This is a genomic window from Bacillus niameyensis (assembly GCF_001375535.1).
Lineage (GTDB): Bacteria > Bacillota > Bacilli > Bacillales > Bacillaceae_C > Lederbergia > Lederbergia niameyensis.
This window is the reverse complement of the sequence record NZ_LN831197.1, coordinates 2,249,686-2,272,427: the sequence shown is the minus strand read 5'-3', so window position 1 is coordinate 2,272,427 and position 22,742 is coordinate 2,249,686. Positions and strand designations below refer to the sequence as shown.

General features: G+C 39.3%; 27 protein-coding genes, 1 riboswitch and 2 other annotated features. Of the genes, 25 read left to right on the top strand and 2 right to left on the bottom strand.

Annotated features, from left to right (window positions below; all coding sequences use genetic code 11):
* The first annotated feature begins 5 nt into the window (after window positions 1-5).
* A complete protein-coding gene (locus BN1243_RS10725; RefSeq protein WP_062106671.1) occupies window positions 6-311 on the top strand; it encodes a metal-sulfur cluster assembly factor in 306 nt (101 codons plus the stop codon).
* Between the two features lie 36 nt (window positions 312-347).
* On the opposite strand, the gene BN1243_RS10720 is transcribed toward BN1243_RS10725, so the two are convergent.
* A complete protein-coding gene (locus BN1243_RS10720) occupies window positions 348-1,994 on the bottom strand; it encodes a SulP family inorganic anion transporter (RefSeq protein WP_062106669.1) in 1,647 nt (548 codons plus the stop codon).
* A 235-nt stretch (window positions 1,995-2,229) separates the two neighbouring features.
* Between BN1243_RS10720 and BN1243_RS10715 the strand changes: the two genes are divergently transcribed.
* Window positions 2,230-2,628 (top strand): VOC family protein, encoded by a 399-nt coding sequence (locus tag BN1243_RS10715; RefSeq protein WP_062106667.1) that lies wholly within the window; start codon window positions 2,230-2,232, stop codon window positions 2,626-2,628.
* Between the two features lie 49 nt (window positions 2,629-2,677).
* Here BN1243_RS10715 and BN1243_RS10710 read toward each other — a convergent pair whose 3' ends face one another.
* Window positions 2,678-3,019 carry a hypothetical protein gene (locus BN1243_RS10710; RefSeq protein ID WP_062106665.1) on the bottom strand — a complete coding sequence of 114 codons (342 nt, stop codon included), beginning with the start codon at window positions 3,017-3,019 and terminating at the stop codon, window positions 2,678-2,680.
* A 295-nt stretch (window positions 3,020-3,314) separates the two neighbouring features.
* Here BN1243_RS10710 and BN1243_RS10705 point away from each other — a divergent pair, with 295 nt between their 5' ends.
* From BN1243_RS10705 to BN1243_RS10595, 23 genes are all read left to right on the top strand, one after another.
* Window positions 3,315-3,860: a phosphotransferase family protein gene (locus BN1243_RS10705; protein ID WP_062106663.1), complete on the top strand. Its 546-nt coding sequence runs from the start codon at window positions 3,315-3,317 to the stop codon at window positions 3,858-3,860.
* A 128-nt stretch (window positions 3,861-3,988) separates the two neighbouring features.
* A complete protein-coding gene (locus BN1243_RS10700; RefSeq protein WP_062106661.1) occupies window positions 3,989-4,225 on the top strand; it encodes a hypothetical protein in 237 nt (78 codons plus the stop codon).
* Between the two features lie 95 nt (window positions 4,226-4,320).
* Window positions 4,321-4,704 carry a glyoxalase superfamily protein gene (locus tag BN1243_RS10695; RefSeq protein ID WP_062106659.1) on the top strand — a complete coding sequence of 128 codons (384 nt, stop codon included), beginning with the start codon at window positions 4,321-4,323 and terminating at the stop codon, window positions 4,702-4,704.
* A 181-nt stretch (window positions 4,705-4,885) separates the two neighbouring features.
* Entirely contained in the window at window positions 4,886-5,230 is a 345-nt protein-coding gene (locus BN1243_RS10690; protein WP_230200172.1) for a hypothetical protein, read from the top strand.
* Window positions 5,215-6,504 (top strand): MutS-related protein, encoded by a 1,290-nt coding sequence (locus BN1243_RS10685; RefSeq protein ID WP_230200171.1) that lies wholly within the window; start codon window positions 5,215-5,217, stop codon window positions 6,502-6,504. Before BN1243_RS10690 ends, BN1243_RS10685 begins: the two co-directional genes overlap by 16 nt.
* A gap of 223 nt (window positions 6,505-6,727) precedes the next feature.
* Window positions 6,728-7,873 carry a glycerate kinase gene (locus tag BN1243_RS10680; protein ID WP_062106653.1) on the top strand — a complete coding sequence of 382 codons (1,146 nt, stop codon included), beginning with the start codon at window positions 6,728-6,730 and terminating at the stop codon, window positions 7,871-7,873.
* A 141-nt stretch (window positions 7,874-8,014) separates the two neighbouring features.
* Window positions 8,015-8,800 (top strand): nickel pincer cofactor biosynthesis protein LarB, encoded by a 786-nt coding sequence (larB, locus tag BN1243_RS10675; protein WP_062106651.1) that lies wholly within the window; start codon window positions 8,015-8,017, stop codon window positions 8,798-8,800.
* Window positions 8,801-8,802: 2 nt separating this feature from the next.
* Complete coding sequence (gene larC / locus BN1243_RS22875; protein ID WP_062106648.1) at window positions 8,803-9,714, top strand: nickel pincer cofactor biosynthesis protein LarC; 912 nt, start codon at window positions 8,803-8,805, stop codon at window positions 9,712-9,714.
* 35 nt (window positions 9,715-9,749) lie between these two features.
* On the top strand, window positions 9,750-10,148 hold the full coding sequence (gene larC2, locus BN1243_RS22870; protein WP_062106646.1) for a nickel pincer cofactor biosynthesis protein LarC2: 399 nt from the start codon (window positions 9,750-9,752) through the stop codon (window positions 10,146-10,148).
* A gap of 17 nt (window positions 10,149-10,165) precedes the next feature.
* A complete protein-coding gene (locus tag BN1243_RS10660) occupies window positions 10,166-11,077 on the top strand; it encodes a TIGR01777 family oxidoreductase (protein WP_062106644.1) in 912 nt (303 codons plus the stop codon).
* A 152-nt stretch (window positions 11,078-11,229) separates the two neighbouring features.
* Entirely contained in the window at window positions 11,230-11,469 is a 240-nt protein-coding gene (locus BN1243_RS10655; RefSeq protein WP_062106642.1) for a hypothetical protein, read from the top strand.
* A 61-nt stretch (window positions 11,470-11,530) separates the two neighbouring features.
* Window positions 11,531-11,640, top strand: a riboswitch (TPP riboswitch).
* 254 nt (window positions 11,641-11,894) lie between these two features.
* Window positions 11,895-12,878 carry an ABC transporter substrate-binding protein gene (locus tag BN1243_RS10650; RefSeq protein WP_062106640.1) on the top strand — a complete coding sequence of 328 codons (984 nt, stop codon included), beginning with the start codon at window positions 11,895-11,897 and terminating at the stop codon, window positions 12,876-12,878.
* Window positions 12,879-12,953: 75 nt separating this feature from the next.
* A complete protein-coding gene (locus BN1243_RS10645) occupies window positions 12,954-13,244 on the top strand; it encodes a thiamine-binding protein (protein ID WP_062106638.1) in 291 nt (96 codons plus the stop codon).
* Window positions 13,245-14,006 (top strand): ABC transporter permease, encoded by a 762-nt coding sequence (locus BN1243_RS10640; protein WP_062106636.1) that lies wholly within the window; start codon window positions 13,245-13,247, stop codon window positions 14,004-14,006.
* Window positions 14,006-14,755 (top strand): ABC transporter ATP-binding protein, encoded by a 750-nt coding sequence (locus tag BN1243_RS10635; RefSeq protein WP_062106634.1) that lies wholly within the window; start codon window positions 14,006-14,008, stop codon window positions 14,753-14,755. The genes BN1243_RS10640 and BN1243_RS10635 overlap by 1 nt, the downstream gene beginning before the upstream one ends.
* Window positions 14,745-15,524 (top strand): TatD family hydrolase, encoded by a 780-nt coding sequence (locus BN1243_RS10630; protein WP_062106632.1) that lies wholly within the window; start codon window positions 14,745-14,747, stop codon window positions 15,522-15,524. Before BN1243_RS10635 ends, BN1243_RS10630 begins: the two co-directional genes overlap by 11 nt.
* 200 nt (window positions 15,525-15,724) lie before the next feature.
* Window positions 15,725-16,591 (top strand): YitT family protein, encoded by an 867-nt coding sequence (locus tag BN1243_RS10625; protein WP_062106630.1) that lies wholly within the window; start codon window positions 15,725-15,727, stop codon window positions 16,589-16,591.
* Window positions 16,592-16,670: 79 nt separating this feature from the next.
* Window positions 16,671-16,918 (top strand) — a binding site (T-box leader).
* 38 nt (window positions 16,919-16,956) lie between these two features.
* Window positions 16,957-17,196, top strand: a binding site (T-box leader).
* 79 nt (window positions 17,197-17,275) lie between these two features.
* Entirely contained in the window at window positions 17,276-18,301 is a 1,026-nt protein-coding gene (trpD, locus tag BN1243_RS10620) for an anthranilate phosphoribosyltransferase (RefSeq protein WP_062106628.1), read from the top strand.
* Between the two features lies 1 nt (window position 18,302).
* A complete protein-coding gene (gene trpC / locus BN1243_RS10615; RefSeq protein ID WP_062106626.1) occupies window positions 18,303-19,097 on the top strand; it encodes an indole-3-glycerol phosphate synthase TrpC in 795 nt (264 codons plus the stop codon).
* A complete protein-coding gene (locus tag BN1243_RS10610) occupies window positions 19,091-19,711 on the top strand; it encodes a phosphoribosylanthranilate isomerase (RefSeq protein WP_062106625.1) in 621 nt (206 codons plus the stop codon). Before trpC ends, BN1243_RS10610 begins: the two co-directional genes overlap by 7 nt.
* Window positions 19,708-20,913, top strand: a complete 1,206-nt coding sequence (gene trpB, locus BN1243_RS10605; protein WP_062106624.1) for a tryptophan synthase subunit beta — start codon at window positions 19,708-19,710, stop codon at window positions 20,911-20,913. The genes BN1243_RS10610 and trpB overlap by 4 nt, the downstream gene beginning before the upstream one ends.
* Complete coding sequence (trpA, locus tag BN1243_RS10600) at window positions 20,906-21,703, top strand: tryptophan synthase subunit alpha (RefSeq protein ID WP_062106623.1); 798 nt, start codon at window positions 20,906-20,908, stop codon at window positions 21,701-21,703. Before trpB ends, trpA begins: the two co-directional genes overlap by 8 nt.
* 155 nt (window positions 21,704-21,858) lie before the next feature.
* Window positions 21,859-22,701, top strand: coding sequence for a metallophosphoesterase (locus BN1243_RS10595; protein WP_062106622.1), 843 nt, complete (start codon window positions 21,859-21,861; stop codon window positions 22,699-22,701).
* The last annotated feature ends 41 nt before the right edge of the window (window positions 22,702-22,742 follow it).

The window sequence follows — 22,742 nt, the reverse complement described above, 5'->3', positions numbered from 1 at the left end:
TTAAGATGCATACTGTCGAGCAAGTTCTCGAATTGCTTCAACTTGTTTATGATCCAGAACTCGGTATCAATATTGTTGATCTGGGTCTTGTTTACGATATTCAATGCCAAGACGAGAAGATTTATATAAAAATGACGCTCACAACGCCGGGATGTCCGTTACATGACACAATCGTGGGCGGTGTTAAATCCGTTTTAATGGATCGTTTAAATGTTGAACAGGAAAAGATTAAGGTTGATCTTGTCTGGGAACCGAAATGGTCACCAGATATGATCTCTGAAGATGGGAAATTTGCTTTAGGGTTTTTCTAAAAATAGAACAGGGGTAAAGGAGATATCACCATACCTTTACCCTGTTGTCTTCGTATTCGACAAAATTCGGGGCGTGCCAGGCACCTCTTTAAGGGCACTTTCTTCATCCGGAAAGAATCCGGTTGATCCAATCAAATCAGTAAGTCCACTTTTCTCAAAAAGGGCTAATCCCCAGTCTGGGAGTCCTGCGATTAATACGGTTCCTCCGTTTCTTTTTACCGCATTAACAAAAGCCTCAAGTTTTTCCTCACCTGTTGCATCGATCATTGTTACCTCGCTCAAATTAAGAATAATCACTTTTGAATAATTTTTAATCGAGGAAGTTATATGTCGTTCAAACACTTGAGCTGTTCCGAAAAACAAAGGTCCTTTCACTTTGAAGCTTTTATAATGAAAATGAGCCGTTAAATCTACTACATCCTTTTTATAAGTTTCACTTTTATGGATCTGAAGTAATTCGCTTTTCTTTTTAACAAACAGTAAAACAGCAAGGAGCAAGCCTACTTGTACAGCTACGGTTAAGTTGACAAAGACAGTCAGGATAAAGGTTACAACTAGAACGATAGAATCGCTTGTTTTGAGTTTCACCAACTGACTGAATGTTTTATATTGGCTCATATTCCAAGCGACATACATTAAAATCGGTGCCATCGCTGCAAGTGGAATATGGGAAGCATAAGGTGCGAATAGTAGCAATGTGATGAATACAAATAAACTATGAATGACCCCTGAAAATCGAGATACGGCACCGGATTTAATATTAGTAGCTGTTCGCGCAATAGCTCCAGTGGCAGGAATACCGCCGAAAAGAGGCGTGATCATATTAGCGATTCCCTGTCCGAATAATTCGCGATTGGAGTGGTGCTTTTCATTCGTCATGCCATCTGCAACTACAGCCGATAATAACGATTCAATCGCGCCTAAAGCAGCAATAATAAGAGCAGGTACCCAAAGTTCACCGATTTTGGATAAGGTGATTTCGGGAAATTGGAAATTTGGCAAACCTTGAGGAATTCCTCCAAAAGCAGTGCCAATCGTTTCAATTTTATTTGGAAATAATAAAATAGCTACTACTGTTGGGATAATGAGACCAACTAGTAAAACAGGAATCTTACGTGAAATTCTTGGAGCAAGTAGAATAGCGGAAAGTCCAATGACCGCAGTTAATACACTATAAAAATTGAGTGTATCGAGATTGTGAAAAATCTCCAACATGTTCTCGTGAAAATATTCCTTTTTCTCGATGTTTTCTAAGCCTAGAAAATTCCCAAGCTGACCGCTAAAAATAATGACGGCGATCCCAGTTGTAAATCCAATCGTGACAGAACGGGGAATATAGTGGATCAAATTCCCAATCCGTAAAAAACTCATAATGACGAGCATGATACCTGCCATAAACCCTGCGACTAATAAACTCTCGTATCCATATTGAAGCACAACCGCAAGCAAAATCGGGATAAATGCTCCTGTAGGACCCGCGATTTGAAAGCGGGAGCCTCCCAGTAAGGAAACAAGAAGTCCGGCGATAATGGTCGTATAAATTCCATACTCAGGTTTGACACCTGAAGCCATGGCAAAAGCCATCCCAAGAGGAATGGCCACAATACCGACAGTAATACCGGAAACGAGATCCTTACGAAAGCCATTGAGCTGAAAATCGCGAAAACGATCACCAGCAAACAAATTGACTTCACCTCGAATTTTATATTTTTTACTACTCCATTAAGTTTACATAATCTATAGGTATTATAACACAAAAATACAGAAAAATCAATATTCCATAGAAGTCTATTCGACAGAAAGCGGGGCGTGCCTGTCACGTGTCGAATTTTAAAGGGATTGTGATTTGATAACGTGTTCTGATTAGGTCAAAATATAAAGAAATGAAAATATATCTTCAATTGAAAGGTAGATAAGAATGTCGAGAATAATCCCATTTTTAATGTTTCAAGACGGCAAGGCAGAAGAAGCAATGAATTTTTATACTTCCCTTATGAAGGATTCTCAAATTACTAATATAATTCGATATGGGGCTAATGAAGCTGGGGAAGAAGGAACTGTGATGAAAGCTTCTTTTTCCTTAAAAGGGCAGGAATTCATGTGTATTGACAGTAATATAAAACATCAATTTTCCTTCACACCTTCATTTTCAATATATGTTACTTGCGATAACGAAGAGGAAATCGATAATCTTTACCAAAAATTGTTGGATGGTGGACAGGCCTTAATGCCAATTGGTGATTATGGTTTCAGTAAGAAGTTTGGCTGGATAAACGACCGTTTCGGAGTATCTTGGCAGCTTGATCTACCTAAATAATACATACAAATTTCAACAAAATAAGCGTTAATCTAAATAGGATTTACGCTTATTTTGTTGAAAATTTTTTTTGCAAAAATAAAACCCACCATACTAACAAAAATAAAACCCACCATACTAACAAAAATAAATACCCTATTGCAGTAAAAACAGACCAGACAGCACCCTGTTGCAATTGACTCACCAAATGTTCAAATTCATTCGATCCTTCTGCTCTGCCTATACTGTTGATAAGAGAGATTATAGGAATGCTTACTGTGAATATAATCGCTATAAAGGCCATTACTTTTCCTTTATTTTTCACAATACTAAATATCGCGGCTCCTAATGTTGCTAGGAAAAATAAATAATATAAAACCCAAAACCAATGAGGTAAGGTTTTCCAAAGCATTCAGCCAACCTCCATAATATTTGAAAATTCTATCATTAATTACTATAACTATACTTTAATAGAAAAGCAATCTACATAAATTTACTTTGGAGGATTCATAGATGAATAAGAAACCCGATTTAGATTTTAGACATTGCAGGAGCTATCTGTAAATAAATATTATTACCCAAATGCACCTGATGTCGTGAACAATGCGATTGCTAAAAGGTTTATTTTACGAAGGAGAAGGGTCTTTTTTGTTGAAGTAAGGAGATAGGAAAAGATGATAGTGGAAAAAATATAAAGGTGGCATTAAATGAATCAAACATTGGTTGGTGAAATTGTATTTTCTATTTTGGGATATCAGCCGTTGGAAATAAATAAAATGACTTATGGTGAGATGAATACAGTTTATGAAGTACGAATGCCTGATAAAAAGGTGATTTTTCGGGCGAATGAGCTGAAGCAACCACTTGAAGGGACAAAAGATAACATTGAAATTTTGTCGCAATTAGGGATACCTGTCCCAGCAGTTATTTATGCAGATGTGACAAAGGAAAAATATCCATTTGCCTTTATATTATTGGATAAAATACTCGGAAGGGATCTTCGTTTTGTTTTATCTGTGATGAGCGTTGAACAAATATCTGAATTAGCAAGGAACATTGTTTCCATTCAAAAAAGGGTTTCAACATTACCATCAGGTGAAGGATATGGTTTTGCACCAATTAATAAAAAAGCAAACTCACAAACGTGGAGTGAGTACATTGAATGGGACATACAATGTGGACTTCCAGAAATAAAAGATGTTGTAGGTGAAAATGGTATAAAAGCTATTAAAAAACAGACCGAAATCTTGTAAAGTTATTTTGAACAAATAAAGCCTGTCTGTTTTTTAGACGATATTACAATTAAAAATGTCATGATGTTAAAGGGAAATTCCAAGGTGTTATTGACCTTGATTGGGTTTGTTATGGTGATCCTCTAAATATGCTAGGACTAACGCAAGCAACGATCATTGCTGACATAGGAAATGATTCCCTATTCTATGTTGAGGAACTTTGCCGTTATTGGGGAATTACAAATGAACAGCGGAAAATAATAGATTTCTACTCTCTAATCCATTCTATGAATCTAATAAAAATTCGCCGTAATAATAATGTGATCCATTCAGTTCAACGTTTGGAAAAATCAATAAAAGACTGGGTAACAGATCTTTCTAGGTAATCCTAAAGGAAACTTAAGGTCTGACGCCTTCTGGTCTACCTTGAATAATAAAAGGAATTACTTAGTAATAAAAAGTGAGGAAGGGTGAGTATGTAATGAGTACATCTGAAATAACTTTGAAAGGAATTACACCAATATTCCGCATTTTTAACGAGGAGAAAGCAAAAGAATTTTATTTAGAATTTTTGGGATTTACATTGGATATGGAACATCGATTTGAAGATGATCTACCTTTATACATGCAAATTTCTTATGGGAATTGTATTATTCATCTTTCAGAACATCATGGAGATTGCTGTCCGGGTGGTGCTATAAGAATTGAAGTAGAGAATTTAGAGTTACTCCATTCAACCCTTATATCAAAGAAATACAAGTATGCGCGTCCTGGGATTGAAACAACCCCGTGGAATTCTCGGGAGGTTTGCGTTTGGGACCCATTCGGGAATAAAATTATTTTTTTTGAGGACATCCAAAAATAACATTGCTAATTTTCGTTGTATATATTGCTTTATCATTTAATACTTCTCAAAGTAACATGCGTTATCCTATTACCTTTTATTTTTGCATAAAAAATCGGTGGGGTTTGATTATTTGTAATTCGTATATTTAGAAGTAAATGATTCAATACAATTACTATGGCCATCAAATCTTAGTAAAGAAATGTATGCCGATTCAAAAAAAGCCATAGACGATTCTTACATGAAAAATTTAGGTGTAGATCAAATTGTAAATGAAATTTGTATAAATGATACATATCGAAATGACATAATAAGTCTTATTTGTGATCTATGCGATGAGCCAAAAGTAATCAAATACCGATTGGATATTATGGAAGACTTTTTAAGTCATCCAGGTTTGATTCAAAGGTTAGAAAAGGTGTTGCCGATTATACAAAAACTTGAGGATGATAAATTTGACGTATATTCATTGGGTGCGGATCAATTTCGAAAAATAGCTTGGCAACTTGAAAAGTTATATATATTTGTAGAGTGTATGGAGAATTAGACTCTATTTTCCGCCAATATAAAAGTGGATTGAAATCTAAGGGATTGCTCCAATTGGTCAGCTATATCGAAGAAACCATGGAAGATCAAACGTATCAGTCATTGAAAAGAGACATTCCAAAGTTTAAAAATCAGCTCCAAAATATGTCCTTCGTAACAATAGGGATTAATCTGGATCAAACGCTAAAGCCAGTCGAAGCTGTATTTTTATCAATTGAATCCAAACCGTATAAAAAGCCTTCCGTACTTTCAAATTTTTTAGGGCTTAAATCAGCTGACGAGAAAGTTCGAGGCGTTTCTCAATTTCAACGTTTTTTAAACAAGCCGGCGTTTGAAAGCACATTATTTAGAGAACTTGAAGATATATTTAGTGAGGCAGTATTACCAATAGGTGCAGCTATTCGACAATACACTCGCTTTCATTCTCTTTCCCTATCGAGTTTGGCTTTTGAAATAAGTTTTTATATTGGTGCTTCCAAATGGATTCAAAAGCTTACTTCATCAGGACTTTCCATGTGTAAGCCTATCGTATTGCCAAAGGAAAATAGAGAATGCAAGATTGAAAATTTAAGAGATATGATACTGGCCATGGATGGGATGTATATAGCTGGAATTAACCTAAATCAAAGAATCGTAGGAAATGACATCGAATTTGGACCTAATGGTAGAGTGTTTATTTTGACAGGACCCAATCAAGGGGGAAAGACTACATACACCCGGTCAATTGGTTTAGCGCAGTTACTGTTTCAGGCAGGGCTATACATTCCCGGAAGTTCTGCCGCCATTAGCCCGGTGGACTGGATTTGTACCCATTTCAATGAGGAAGAGACACCAGATGTTAAAAATGGAAGATTAGGAGAAAAATCTCAACGATTGGCCGGAGTTTTTGAGAGGGCTACTCCGTATAGCCTCATTCTTTTGAATGAATCATTCTCTAGTACTAGTCCAGGAGAAGGTTTATATTTAGCTGAAGATATTATTAAAGGGATTGTAATAATTGGTTGTAGAACAGTTTTCGCTACTCATTTTCATGAGTTAGCTGCCAATATTGACATCATTAACTCTGAATTTCCGGAGAGTGATTCCCGATTAATTAGTATGGTTGCAGGGGTGGAGCGGCATGAGTTAAGCAAAGACAGTACAGGAAAACGAACATACAAAATAACCCCTTCACCGCCACAAGGACTAAGCTATGCACAAGATATTGCGCGACTGTATGGGATTAGTTTGGAGCAAATTACTGAAAAACTTCGTATTCGGGGGATTTTAAAATGAATGGCAGAACTTCAGTTCATTATACGAAAGAAGTGTAGTTATTAATAATGTTTAAGCTTGGTTATTTAAGAGGGAAGCAGTGTAACAAATAAATGAGCCACTCTTATTTTCTTATAATATTATTACCTTTTCCTTTTAATCAAACGGGGCGTGCCAGGCACCGCTTTTATGATATATTTATTTTAACAATATAATGGAAACGGATTCAGAGGAGAGTGGGAATGTGAAAATTGTGATTGCGCCTGATTCGTTTAAAGGAAGTGTCACGGCAAAACAAGCAGCACTTGCCATTGAACGAGGAATTAAAACGGCGTTTCCTGAAGCAGAGACGGTTCTTGTCCCTGTTGCAGATGGTGGAGAGGGGACAAGTGAAAATTTAGTGGCTGCGACCAATGGGCATTTAGTTGAAGTCCAGGTCACGGGTCCACTAGGGCAAAGTGTTGCAGCTCAATATGGAGTGCTCGGCGATGGAGTGACATGTGTGATTGAAGTGGCAAGTGCTTCGGGGATTGATTTGATTCATCCCGATGAACGTAATCCACTCAAAACAACTACATACGGTACAGGCCAATTAATAAAACAAGCATTGGATGACGGTTATCGAAAGTTTATTTTGGGTCTCGGCGGATCAGCCACAAATGATGGTGGTGTTGGCATGCTTCAGGCGCTTGGAATAGAATTTAAAGATCAGTCGGGTGAGGAAATCGGCTTTGGCGGCGGGGAATTAGGTCGTATTGAATCTATCAATCTTGAAAACTTTGACCCGAGAATTAGAGAAAGTATTTTTCTAATTGCTTCTGATGTGGAAAACCCACTTGTTGGTGACAACGGTGCTTCATATGTTTATGGTCCGCAAAAAGGAGCAACGGAACAAATGGTTGAAGAGTTAGATCGCAATCTTACTCACTATGCGGATCTAGTTAAGCAGCATACAGTCATTCGTCTTCATGATTTAGCGGGAGCGGGTGCTGCTGGGGGAATTGGCGGAGCCTTTCAAGCCTTCTTCCCATCAGAAACGGAACGTGGCGTTGATGTTGTCTTGGAATATGCGAAACTAGAGGAACATATAGAGAGGGCAGATTTAGTCATTACGGGCGAAGGACAAGTTGATTTCCAAACAGCTTATGGTAAAACGCCGATGGGAGTTGCTCAGGTTGCTCAAAAGAAAGGAGTCCCAACGATTATCCTTGCGGGTTCAGTTGGTAATAATATCGAGAACTTATATCCGTATGGAGTAATCGGCGTATACAGTATTCTCAATCGCCCAATATCCTTAGATGAAGCTATGGAAAATGCGGAGATTTTACTAGAACATGCAGCTGAACAAGTTTGTCGTACATATTTTGCGAAGAGCAGAAACGCTCATTAAGCGAAGTGCAAACATTATTATAATATGAGCGAGTGAAGGAATTATAGGACCATAATTTCCTGCCGCCGATAGAAGCTAAAAGTTTGTTAGTCACTGGGAGCGGGGCTATATAAAAATAACAGAGATAATGGGAGTATCCACATGCAGAATCAATTAAGTCATATTTTAAAAATGGTTGAACAAGGTAATCTCACAGCAGAGGAGGCTTTAAAAGGCTTAAAACCATATGAGTCATTAGGTTTTGCTACGCTTGACCTCCAGCGGGAAGAGCGGACAGGCTTTCCAGAGGTAATCTATGGTGAGGGGAAAACGGCTGAACAGATCACTGGAATTTTTTCAAAATTAATGCAATATCATTCGAAAGTGTTAGCTACCAGAATTAGTCAGGAAAAAGCTAACATCCTTTTGAAAACTCTTCAGACAAGTTATGCTAATGAGCAGTTTTTATATGACGAGGCAGCTCGAACATTTCATTGGATTGCCAAAAACTACGAAGAACAATGGAAACAAGGCTATATTGCAGTCGTATGTGCTGGAACATCGGATCTCCCTGTCGCCGAAGAAGCAGCCATTACAGCTGAATTAATGGGGAATAAAGTAGAACGCCTTTATGATGTTGGGGTTGCTGGGTTGCATCGGCTACTAAATCATTTGGAAATGATTGAAGGGGCGAATGTTGTCATTGTTGTTGCCGGGATGGAAGGAGCTCTTGCCAGTGTCGTTGGCGGACTTGTTTCGAAGCCGGTTGTCGCGGTACCAACAAGTGTTGGGTATGGAGCAAGTATGAATGGTATAGCTGCACTCCTTTCAATGCTTAGCAGTTGTGCGAGTGGAGTGTCTGTCGTCAATATCGACAATGGATTTGGTGCAGCCTATTTTGCAGGAACATTAACGAATACAATTGAGAAAGCAATGAAAGGATGTTAGTTATGAAAGTACTTTATATTGATTGTTTTTCCGGAATAAGCGGTGACATGATGGTTGGTGCATTAATTGATGCAGGGGCATCTTTTGAAAAGATCGAAACAGAACTAAAAAAACTAGATGTTCATGGCTATACTTTAAATCAAAAAAAGGTGGTTAAAGAAGGGATCAGCTCAGTTAAATTTGATGTCATTCTTGATGAAGAACATGGAAATGAACAGCACCAACACCATGATCATGATCACGAGCATCATACTCATACGCATGCTCACCAACACCATGATCATGAGCATCATACTCATACGCATGCTCACCAACACCATGATCACGAGCATCATTCTCACTCTCATGATCATCATCACCATGATCATGGGCATCACCACCACAGCCGATATGCTGACATTGTTCAATTAATTGAGCAATCTGATCTGGACCCAGCTGTCAAAATCCGCAGTAAAGATATTTTTGCTCCGATTGCGAAGGCAGAGGCGAAAATTCATAATATGTCGATTGAGGATGTTCACTTCCATGAGGTAGGTGCCGTCGATTCGATCGTCGACATCATTGCAACAGCGATCGCTTTAGAGGACTTGGGGATTGAAGAGATTATTACGTCTCACGTTCCACTTGGTTCGGGCCAAATTAAAATATCTCATGGTATTTATCCTGTGCCTGCACCAGCGACATTAGAAATGATGAAAAATATTCCGATCGCCGCTAGTGACCTACAATATGAATTAACAACACCGACTGGAGCAGGTATTGTTGTAAGTCAATCTGATTCATTTGGGAAAATGCCCGCTATGAAAGTGAGCTCAATTGGCTATGGAGCAGGGACACGAAATATTCCAGGGCGCCCTAATGTACTGCGAGTGTTAGTTGGAGAGTTACTGGAGAAAAAAAAAACAACCGTTTAGAAACAATTACGATTCTTGAATGCCAACTTGATGATATGACAGGCGAACAGTTTGGATTTGTCATGGAAAAGCTGCTAGCTGAAGGGGCTTTAGATGTCTATTACACGTCCGTTTTTATGAAAAAGAACCGGGCAGGAACGCTTATTACTGTGCTGGCACCCACTGAAAAAGAAGCTCATCTAACGGAAGTGTTATTGCTTGAAACAACAACACTTGGAGTTAGAAAAAGTACGTGGACTAGAGAAATATTGGATCGCAAAATCGCAAAAATCACTACGCCATATGGAATGATTCAAGTGAAACAAGCTTTTTATAATGGAGAAATGATTAGACAAGTTCCAGAATATGAGGACGTGAAAAAAGCTGCCTTAGAACATGGAGTATCATTTCAAGAAGTTTATCAGATCGTTACTACTGAACTGAGTATCCGATAAGGAAGGAGCCGAATTTCATGCATGTTGTTATTGCAGGGGGAAGTGGCTTTGTTGGTCAGTGTTTGCAAAGGAAATTGCTACAATCAGGCTACGATGTGACGATTTTAACGAGAGATCCGAGCAAATATGAAACTACTGAAAGATTACGGTATGTTTCATGGTTAACACCGGATAATGAGCCAGCAACGCAATTGGGTCAAGTAGATGCGTTTGTTAATTTAGCTGGAGAATCGATCAATGGGCTAAGATGGACAAAGTCTAAAAAGGAAAGAATCCTTACAAGTCGAGTGACCGCTACTAGGGAAGTCATTCGGCTAATTAAGGGGCTAGATTTAAAGCCCAGGGTTCTAATAAATGCTTCAGCAGTCGGCATTTACGGTATGTCTGACACAAAAACCTTTACAGAGAATTCTGTAACGGATGCCAATGACTTTTTAGCAACTGTTGTGAAAACATGGGAAACAGAAGCTGCGGCAGTTAAAGAATTCGGTGTTCGTCTAGTTAGTGCCCGGCTTGGGATTGTGCTTGGAGGGGAAGGGGCACTCCCACTCATGGCACTTCCGTATAAATTTGGAATCGGAGGAACTGTTGGGTCAGGGAAACAATGGTTGTCTTGGATACATGTAGAAGACGTTGCTGGGCTTATCCAATGGGCGATTGAGAAAGAAGAAATAGCGGGACCACTTAATCTCACAGCACCGGAACCAAAGAAAATGGAGGAATTTGGCCGTACGGTTGGACAGGTGTTGCGGAGACCGCATTGGATTCCAGTTCCTAGTTTTGCTATGAAACTTTTATTAGGTGAAATGAGTAGTATGCTGTTATCAGGTCAAAGAGCGATTCCTGAGAAAGCTCTTAGAACAGGATATGAATTCACATTCCCTGCTTTAGATCCAGCATTAAAAGAGGTCTTTTCTACTAGAAAATAAGAAACGATTTCAGTAATACCTTAATTTCATAGTGAATATAATCAGTCTAAATGAGTAAATTTCAAAAAAATATAGAAGTTTTTTGTCGAAAAAGGGTACAATCGCTAATGTACATATTTTATGAGGAGTTTATTGAAAAGAGGTGAGACTCTATGCAACCAGAACAACAAACTATGACTTTAAAAGACTGGATCGTCACAATGATTCTTCTATTTATACCATTTGTCAATATCATTATGCTTATCATTTGGGCGGTCGATAATAAAAATCTGCAGCGCAATCTTTTTGCAAAAGCTTATTTAATCGTTACCGCAGGATTTATTGCAATTGTTATTATCTTTTATATTTTTATCTTTATTATAATTTTTGCGTTAGCGGGTTCGGGCTATTAAGAATGACTTAATACTAGCCTATTCGACTTAATCTGTTATAATAGGTTGTGAGAATATCAAATATGGAATGTGGGGGGACCAGTGATGCTGGTTGAGAGTGCGTCCTTGAGATGCTGACCCTTCGAACCTGCTCTGGCTCATACCAGCGAAGGGAACATTAATTCATTCATGCTAATGAGTGTTCTTTTCAAGATGCCTAGGTTCATAATGAACTTAGGCATCTTTTTCGCTGTCTAGCTCCAGCGCCTATCGACTAGCAAATATCTACGCTTCTTCTGTCGATAAGTCATCATCGATTCGTCTGAAGGCTCATCGTGATTCCTTTATCTCGGTCAGAAGCTCTGATATTTGTACGTCGATGGACAGGCGCTTGCGCTTTTCGATTAGCGGTTCACTTTCCAATCCAATTTTGGGAGGAGAAAAGATTGAAAAAGTGGTTAACAGTATTTCTAGTTTTCGTTTTGCTTGCAGGTTGTAGCAGCACTGGAGGAAAGAATGAAAACGGTGATGATTTAAAGAAAGTAACGATCGTTTTAGATTGGACGCCAAATACAAATCATACTGGACTGTATGTGGCTCAGCAAAAAGGCTATTTTAAAGATGAAGGGTTAGAAGTTGAGATCAACTTGCCTGGTGAGGCAGGAGCAGATCAACTTGTCGCTTCTGGAAAAGCTGATTTCGGTATAAGTGCACAAGAAAGCATTACGGAGGCGAGAGTTCAAGGAGTTCCGATTGTTTCCATAGCGGCAATTATTCAACATAATACATCTGGCCTTGCTTCACCTGTTGATAAAAGTATTAAAACGCCAAAAGATTTTGAAGGGAAAACATATGGCGGCTGGGGTGCGCCTGTTGAACAAGCGGTTATTAGCTCATTGATGGACGTAGATGGCGGTGATTTTAGCAAAGTAGACGTTGTAAACATGGGGGATACTGACTTTTTTACCGCAGTAAAAAGAGATATCGATTTCGCTTGGATTTATTATGCTTGGACAGGTGTCGAAGCAGAACTCCGTGGAGATGACCTTAATATGATTTACTTAACAGATTACTCGGACAAGCTTGATTACTACACACCTGTCATTACGACTAGTGAAAAATTCATGAAAAATAGACCTGATACAGTCGAGTCGTTCATGGCAGCCGTTTCTAAAGGCTATCAATTCGCAATTGAGAATCCTAAAGAGGCAGCAGATATTTTAGTTAAAGAAGTACCTGATTTAGATGCTGACCTTGTGAAGAAAAGCCAAGAATGGCTTGCATCTCGTTACCAAGATGATGCTCCGCGTTGGGGCGAACAAAAGCTGGAAATTTGGCAAAACTATATGGATTGGATGTTAGAAAAAGATTTGCTGGAGAAAGAAATCGATATAGAAAAGGCATTTACGAATAACTTTTTACCTGAGTAATAGTGCAGAGCTTTGTGAGCCATTGCGAGTATTCAAATCTAGGGAAAAAATATACATTTTATGGAGGTCTTTACGATGGCAAATGCATTAGTAAGCATTCAAATCATTCCGAAATTAAAAGATGGTGGAGATACATATCCATTAGTAGACGAAGCCATCAGAATCATCGCGGAGTCAGGCGTAAAATATGAAGTTCATCCACTGGAAACAACGATGGAAGGTGATCTCTCATTATTAATGCAGGTCATCGAAAAAATGAATCAGAAAATGATTGAGCAAGGTAGTATCAGTGTTATTTCTCAAGTAAAAATCGTCTATAGGCCAGAAGGAATTACAATGAATTCCTTAACGAAGAAGTATCGATAAATGGGGACTGTTTGGAAGAAGGGATGGAGGCCGATCACGGTTCTCCTCCTTTTACTCATTATTTGGGAAGGGGCTGTTCGCCTTTTCCAAACACCATCTTGGTTACTACCGGCACCAAGCTTAATCATAAAAGAAGCAATTCAAGGTTATGACCGATATCTGCCCCATTTGGAATCGACGATTATGTTAGCCATAACTGGATTTATCATCGGATGTTCTATCGGAGTTCTCGTCGCAGTTTTGCTTCATTTACTTCCGGGAGTTCAACAAGCTGTTTACCCATTATTAATTTTATCGCAAAACGTGCCAATTATTGTTTTAGCACCTTTACTCGTCATCTGGTTTGGTTTTGGTTGGCTGCCAAAATTAATAGTGATAACTCTTGTTTGCTTTTTTCCCGTGACCATTGCAGCACTTGGTGGTTTCCGCCATACTCCAACAGAAATGAAACAATATCTTTTAATGGCGGGTGCATCGAAAACGCAAATTTTTACAAAACTGGAATGGCCACATTCATTACCTTCTTTATTTTCGGGATTTAAAATCTCGGCTACATATAGTGTTATGGGGGCTGTTATTTCCGAATGGCTCGGTGCAAAAATGGGAATTGGTGTTTATATGACGCTCGCTTCCTCATCGTTTCGTACGGATCGCGTTTTTGTCGCTATTTTCATTATTATGATTTTGAGCATGCTGTTTTTTGCTTTCATCACCTTAGCTGAAAAGTGGTTTGTTCGTTGGGCAAGAGAGGGGATGAAATAATGGCGATAATAGAAATGAACGGAATATCCAAAAGTTTTGATGGACGAAAGGTATTGGATCGTATTGACCTTCAAGTAAATGAAGGAGAATTCGTTACGATACTAGGCCCCTCTGGCAGTGGGAAAAGTACGTTGTTTCAACTTATCGGCGGGCTATTATTACCTGAAGAAGGCTCGATTATTTTTAATGGTAAGGATCAGACTGGAAAGCGCGGACTTATTAGTTATATGCCGCAGCAACCTGCTCTATTACCTTGGCGAACAGTGTTACAAAACGTTTTACTTGGACAAGAACTTCGAGGGAAAAAGGATGAGGCAAAAGCAAGGGAAATGATCAAAAGGGCGGGATTATCTGGCTTTGAAGATGCTCTTCCAGGAGCCTTATCTGGCGGAATGAAACAGAGAGTTGCGTTTATTCGAGCCTTGTTAAGCCCGCAATCCCTTATTTGTTTAGATGAACCTTTTTCTGCTTTAGATGATTTTACAAGAGAAGAAATGCACGAGTGGTTACTATCTATTTGGTCTAATTATCGGAGAACGATTCTTTTCGTTACACATAGTTTAGATGAAGCGCTATTTTTATCAGATCGTATCCTTGTGTTATCGACGAATCCAGCCCAAGTCATACATGAAATGGTTGTTCCATTCGCAAGGCCGCGTCAAAGCGATTTATTATTAACGGGGGAATTTTTGGAGCGAAAGCGAGAGCTCGCAAGCTATATTAAAAGAGGTGATCTGAATGGCTCATAGAATGATTGACTCCCATATTCATTTAGATCACTATGAAGAACACGAAATCACCCAAACTGTTGCGGATTTAGAAAATGTACACTGTACCCATTTAATTACAGTTTCATACGATTTAGCATCTTGTCGGAAAAATCTCCAATTCGCAGAGCGGTATCCACAGGTGAAGCCAGCCTTCGGTTTTCATCCAGAACAGGAACTGCCATCCGAACAAGAGCAGAGTGAATTGTTTCAATGGATGGAAGAACATGTGGACGAGATGGTGGCCGTCGGGGAAATCGGCCTTCCTTATTATTTACGGAAAGATCATCCAGAGTTGAAACTAGCTGGCTACGTTGATTTAGTAGAAAAGTTTCTAGTTTTTGCTAAAAAATGGGACAAGCCAGTTGTCCTCCATGCCGTTTATGAAGATGCTGCCATAGCTTGTGGTTTATTGGAAAAGCATCAAATTCAAAAAGCGCATTTCCATTGGTTTAAGGGGGATGCTGAAACTATTCGAAGAATGATTAACAATAAGTTTATGATCTCGATCACGCCTGATGTTCTATACGAACGGGAAATTCAAAAGTTAGTCACTCAATATCCCCTTGAATTAATGATGGTTGAGACGGATGGCCCGTGGCCATTCGAAGGAAAGTTTGCGAGGAAACGAACTCACCCCGAAATGATTCATGCGTCAGTTAGTAAGATCGCGGAATTGAAAGATATAGATGTCGAAAATGTCTATGAGAAGTTATATGAAAATACGACATGTTTTTATGGATTAGAATAATAGCACTATAAGAAACCGGCATTCCTAGAGGGGATTGCCGGTTTTTACGGTGGTCCTTTTTTATACATTCACTTTTTCCGATATTGTGAAGAAGTTTGTTCTTCGAAAGTGACAAACGATAATCTATCTTTTCTGAAATCACTAGAATGGGGTGGATCTTTGTTAAAATGGAGACGCTAATTCTGATAGGAGGTGTCTTCATGGTTCAACAAAATCACAAGCATCGTCGGATCATCGACTATATTCAAGTTGTTTTTGGTGCCACTCTTGTTGGGCTTTCATATAATATTTTTCTTTTGCCAGCGAAGATTGCTGCCGGTGGAATCTCAGGAGTCAGCACTCTGTTATATGAGATATTTCAATGGAACCCTGCATTAGTTCAAGCCATTATAAATATACCTTTGTTTATTATCGGACTATTGTTATTAGGTAAAGACTTTGGAGTGAAAACGTTAATCGGTACCTTGTTTGTGCCATTTATAATTTGGTTAACCCAGGATATCCATGTCAATCTGCATGAGCCAATGCTTGGTGCTATTTACGGAGGGATTTTAATTGGAGTCGGCCTTGGAATTGTCTATCGAGGGGGCGGTTCAACTGGTGGAACAGCAGCAATTTCCCAAGTTTTAAAGAAATATACTGGACTATCAAGTGGTTTTTCGCAACTGATTGTGGATGGCCTTGTTGTAGCTGCCGCCGCTTTTGTTTTGAATCTGGAACTTGCCCTGTTTGCACTAATCTCGATTTATGTGACTAGTAAGGTGATTGATTTTGTCCAATTACAAACATCTCCAACAAAACTTGTCATGATTATTACGGATAAGGAAGAAGAAGTGCAACGGATTATACGGGAAGAAATAGACCGCGGGTTGACAAAGGTTAAATCGTTAGGTGGTTATACGAATAGGGAGAGGACGATGATTTTATGTGTAGTCGAACAATCCGAAGCCATTTACTTGAAAAAGGTTCTTCAGGAACAAGAACCATCATCCTTTGTTATCTTCTTAAACGCTTCTGAAATTTTAGGACGCGGATTTTCTAAGGATAAATATTATGATGCCAATTAATGAAAAAGTAATTACGAAAAAGTCTTGACTTTCATTTATCGAAAAGATAAGATATTAAATAATTCAAACTTTCATTATAATTTTGGCAGTGACGAAGAGGAGTAACTATTTTGTCGCACTATAGAGAGCCGGTGGGTGGTGTAAACCGGTGTGCAGAAATGGTGAATGGACTTCTGAGCCCCGAACTGAACCCTTATTGAGGCAGTAGGCTTTGGCGTGAGCGTCTTGACGTTACAGAAGACAGGCAAAAAAGCGAAATGCTTGTTGCTGTTAAAGTGAGCTAATTTTAGCTAATAAAGGTGGTACCACGGGTTCCTCGTCCTTTGGATGAGGGACCCTTTTTGCGTTTTTTAAAACTTGATAGAGATAATTCGATGAGTAAGAGGAGTACGTTGGGAAAGACGTTCAAGAGAGCCGGTGATGGTGAGATTCCGGTACGACACTGCCTAATGGAATGGACTTACGAGAGATTTCCTGAATAGATAATTAGGGAAATCCGGCTTCCACCGTTAATAGGATAGGATATCGGAAATGTATTTCCCGTATCTAATGAGATGGAGACCAAGTCTTCAATAGAGGTGGCACCGCGACTTTTCGCCCTCTGTTCCAAGTGTAATATTTGCTTGGAGCAGGGGGCTTTTTCTTTTTAAAAAAATAAATGTTTAAAAGAAAGGAGTAATAACGATGAAACCATATTTACAAAAATTAATGGGTGGGGGACATTTGAGCACAGAGGAAATGAAAGAGGCAGGAAGAATTTTATTTGCAGGGCAGGCTTCTGAAAGTGAGTCTGGTGCCTTGCTCGGACTTTTAGCGTTAAAAGGAGAAACAGCTGATGAAATCGCTGGTCTCGTTCAAGCTATTCGCGAAAAATCCCCTGCTATTCTGTCTGTTCAAGGTAGTGTGATTGATAATTGCGGTACTGGTGGAGACGGCTCAAGCAGTTTCAACATAAGTACAACATCGGCTTTCGTCATAGCGGGTGCAGGGATCAAGGTTGCTAAACATGGCAATCGCAGTGTTTCCAGCCAAACAGGAAGTGCGGATGTACTGGAACACTTAGGTGTATCACTTGATAATCGTCCAGAAGAAACCGAACAACTTTTGGAAGAGAATGGGATTGCCTTCCTGTTTGCTCCTCATGTTCATCCGGCAATGAAGGCGGTTATGAAGGTGAGAAAGGATCTTCGAGTACCGACGATTTTCAACTTAATTGGCCCGTTAACAAATCCAGTCGAATTAGATACTCAACTTCTTGGTTTGTACCGTCGCGACAAATTGATGTTAATGGGAGAAGTGTTAAAGCAACTTGGTCGTAAACGTGCAGTGGTCATCAATGGTGCGGGATTCCTTGATGAAGGCTCTCTATCAGGCGAAAACCACCTCGTTATTTTGGAAGATGGGAAGTTGGAAGCTCTCACACTTCATCCAGAAGAACTTGGCCTGCCGACATACACAAACGAAGAAATTATGGGTGGCGATGCAGAGCGTAACGCCCACATTATGTTGAGTGTTTTAAGAGGGGACGATGGCCCATATCGGGATACGGTTATTCTCAATGCTGGCCTTGGAATTTTCGCTAATGGAAAAGCGAGCTCGATTCAGGAAGGGGTTCAACTAGCTAAAGTTAGTCTTGATTCAGGAGCAGCGATGGAAAAACTTGAATACTTAATCCGAAAAAATAAGCCATCTAAGCAAGGAGTGATGTAAAATGACGATTCTCGATAAAATCATTCAACAAAAAAAGATTGAGGTACAAGATTTAAAGGTCATATATAGCAATCAGGAAATCAAGTCGACTATAAAGCGACCATCACTTTATGAAACATTCATCAATTCGGAAAAAATGAATGTGATTGCCGAAGTTAAAAGAGCATCTCCATCTAAGGGAGATATTAATGAGCAAGTAGACCCTATTGTTCAAGCTCAAAGTTATGAAAAGGCAGGAGCTGGCGCCATTTCAGTTTTGACAGATCGGGAATTTTTTAAAGGATCAATGGCTGATCTAGCGGCTGTAGCAGCCAATGTGAATGTGCCACTCCTTTGCAAAGATTTCATGATTGATGAGGTGCAAATTGATGCAGCGAGGGACCATGGTGCAAGTGTTATTTTACTCATTGCTGCAGCTTTACCAGAAGCAAGGCTAAAAGAATTATATGAATATGCACGTTCTCATCATTTAGATGTATTGTTTGAAGTTCATGATGAGCAAGAAGCAGAAATGGCTCTGCGAATCGGAGCAAGGATTGTCGGCATTAATAATCGGAATTTGAAAACATTTGAAGTCGACTTAGGAGTAACTGAGCGAGTAGCACGTCTTTTACAAGATGAAAAGATTTTATTAATTAGTGAGAGCGGGATGAAAACAAGGGCGAATGTCGAACGTGTCGAAAATGTCGGTGCAAAGGCAGTTCTCGTTGGTGAAACATTAATGAAGGCACCAAATATTGCGGAAACAATGGAGGAACTAAGGATTCCGTTTCAGCAGGCGGTGAAAGAATGCTAGTAAAAATTTGCGGCATCATGACTGAAGAGGCAGGGGTAGCTGCATGTGATTTAGGAGCTGATTTACTAGGGTTTGTGTTTGCTGAAAGTAAGCGGGAAATTTCTCCAGAAAAGGCGGCGGAGATTCGCAGACAGCTTCCTGAGTCAGCCAAAACGGTTGGTGTGTTTGTAAATGAAACACAAGAGAATATCATACGAATTGCTGAAACGGCCCATCTAGATTATGTCCAATTACATGGAGAGGAATCAGCTGATTTTTGTCGTGACTTGCCGTATCCGGTAATTAAGGCTTTTTCTATCAAGAAGGAATCTGATCTAGATCAGTTAATGGACTATGATTGTGATTATTATCTTTTAGATAGTCCGGGTGTCCAATTTGCGGGTGGAAGTGGGATTCCCTTTGATTGGAATTTATTAAAGGAAAAACACTTGCCGAATGAGCAGTTAATTTTGGCAGGTGGCCTTAACGCTGAAAATGTTCAGAAGGCAATCGAAAAAGTAAGACCTGCGATCGTCGATGTATCAAGTGGTGTTGAAAAAGAAGGCCATAAAGATTTAGCTAAAATCGCAGAATTTATTCAAAAAGCAAAATACCGAGGAGTGAAAGATAAATGACAGTATATACAGCCCCAGATTTAAAAGGAAAATATGGTCTATATGGCGGTCGTTTTGTTCCTGAAACATTAATGACAGCCGTTTTGGAATTAGAGGAAGCATACGAGCAAGCGATCTCAGATCCAGAGTTTATGAAGGAAATGAATTATTATTTAAAACAATATATTGGTCGAGAAACCCCGCTTTATTTTGCCGAAAATTTATCAAAAAAATTAGGTGGACCAAAAATTTATTTAAAACGAGAAGATTTGAACCATACTGGCGCTCACAAAATTAATAATACAATTGGGCAGGCCTTGTTAACGTTAAGAATGGGAAAAAAGAAAGTAGTTGCGGAAACAGGCGCTGGCCAACATGGGGTGGCAACAGCTACGGTCTGCGCGTTGTTGGGCCTTGAATGCATCGTGTTTATGGGAGAAGAAGATATTCGTCGACAACAATTGAATGTTTTTCGGATGGAATTATTGGGGGCAGAAGTAAGAGGTGTTTCTCAAGGAAGCGGGACGTTGAAAGATGCTGTTAATGAGGCACTCCGCTATTGGGTTGCTAATGTAGAAGACACTCATTATATATTAGGTTCTGTTGTTGGACCACACCCATTCCCAAAAATTGTTCGTGATTTTCAAAGTGTCATTGGCAAGGAAACGAAAGAACAGATTTTGGAACAGGAAGGGAAACTTCCCGATGCGGTTGTTGCTTGTATTGGTGGTGGAAGTAATGCAATGGGAATGTTCTATCCATTCATTCAGGACCAATCCGTAAAAATTTATGGAGTTGAGGCCGCAGGATCAGGTATTGAAACTGGAAAACATGCAGCAGTGTTGACGGACGGTCAAGCTGGAGTTTTACATGGAACGCTTACCTACTTACTACAGGATCAGCATGGCCAAATCGAAGAGGCCCACTCCATTTCGGCCGGACTTGATTATCCTGGAGTTGGCCCAGAACATGCTCATTTACGTGATACGGGACGTGTGACTTATACGTCTGCGACGGATAAAGAGGCATTAGAGGCATTTCAATTACTGTCAAAAACAGAAGGAATTATTCCAGCTTTGGAAAGCTCACACGCGGTTGCATATGCATTGAAGCTTGCGAAGGAAATGAGCGAGGACGAAACAATGGTTATTTGTTTATCTGGTAGAGGAGACAAAGATGTTTCAAGTGTTAGAGATGCGATTGGGGGAGTGAACAATGGGTAAAGAAAAAATTGATGCAGCTTTCGCTAAAGTATTTTCCAAAGGTGACAAAGCTTTTGTTCCGTACATCATGGCAGGTGATGGAGGGGTTGAACAGTTAGCCGAGCAAATCTCATTTTTAGAAGAGAGTGGGGCAACCGTTGTTGAATTAGGTATTCCTTTTTCCGATCCTGTTGCAGATGGACCGGTCATTCAAGAGGCTGGAATTCGTGCATTACAAAATGGGACTACATTGACAGGAATTCTAGACAGTTTGGAAAAAGGAAAGGTGACACGGAAAATTCCTATTGTACTCATGACGTATTTTAACCTTATATATTTCTATGGCATTGAAAAATTCGCTAAGCGTTGTGTAGAGGTTGGTGTGGATGGACTGATTATCCCGGATTTGCCATTAGAAGAAGAGGAACTTGTGACACCGGAACTGTCGAAACAGAACATTGCTTTAATTAGACTCGTTGCCCCAACAAGTCCACAAAATAGAATCGAAGAAATCGCTAAACGTACGGAAGGATTTCTCTATGCCGTGACAGTCAAAGGAACAACAGGGGCGAGAAATCAATACGAAGCTGGGGTGGAATCGTACTTAGCGGATTTAAAACAATATTCTCAAGCACCTGTATTAGCAGGCTTTGGTGTATCCTCTCCGGAGCAAGTAAAAAGCTTAAGCTCTCACTGTGATGGTGTCATAGTCGGCAGTAAAATTGTCGATCTTTTGTTTAAAGGAGAAAGGAAAGAAATTGCACAGTTAATCGCTGCTTCCAAGAAGGATGCTGCTAAAATAACGTTATAATGAAAGGGGAAGCTGCTGAATTTGTAGCTTCTCCTTTTTGGTCTTATCAAAACTTTGTTTTTATAAAAAGATGAGATGGATTCTATGCTTTTTTGCATATGCAATCAGTTTCAAAGTATTATATATTTATAGTTATTGAATTAAGGAGCTACTTCATGAAGAAAAAAATAGTAAGAATCCTTGTGGTCATCTTATTTTTATGGGCTTTTTTAGAAGTGAATAATTCTTGGTTACAAACGACGGATTATGAAATAGAGTCAGAGCGAATACCAGGAGCATTTGATGGTTTGAAAATTGTTCAAGTATCTGATCTCCATGATGCTCAATTTGGTGATAACCAGTCACGATTAGCAAAAAAGATAAAAAAGTTGGATCCTGATTTTGTGTTTCTAACGGGTGATTTTATTGATAGTAGACGATACGACTTACAAAACAGTTTGGATTTCGTAGAGCAAATCATTGATTTCACAGAAGTGTTCTATGTATTAGGCAATCATGAGGTGGCTGTAAATGAGGTTGGTGAAATTACAGATGCACTTTCATCTTTAGGAGTCCATGTTTTACGTAATCAAGCGATAACAATTGAAAAAAATAATGAAAAGATTGCTATTGCGGGTGTCGATGATCCACTTATGAGGGCTCAGTCATTGCCAGAAGATGTTATGGTCGAAATGTTGGATGAAGCATTAAGCACTGTGCCAGATGAGACTTACACTTTGTTACTTTCTCATCGACCAGAAATATTTGATGTTTACGTAAATGATCAAGTGGATCTTGTATTTTCTGGACATGCTCATGGAGGTCAAATTCGAATACCGGGGATAGGCGGTCTGATCGCTCCAGGGCAAGGTTTATTTCCTGCTTATACGGCAGGAAAACATGAACAAGGGCAAACAACGATGTTAGTTAGTCGTGGGTTAGGAAATAGTCTATTTCCATTTCGAATCTTTAACCTGCCTGAGCTTGTTGTCGTCACATTAAGGACGAGTAAGGAATAATATTGCTTAAATTTGGCATCCTTTTCATTAAAGATTAGATT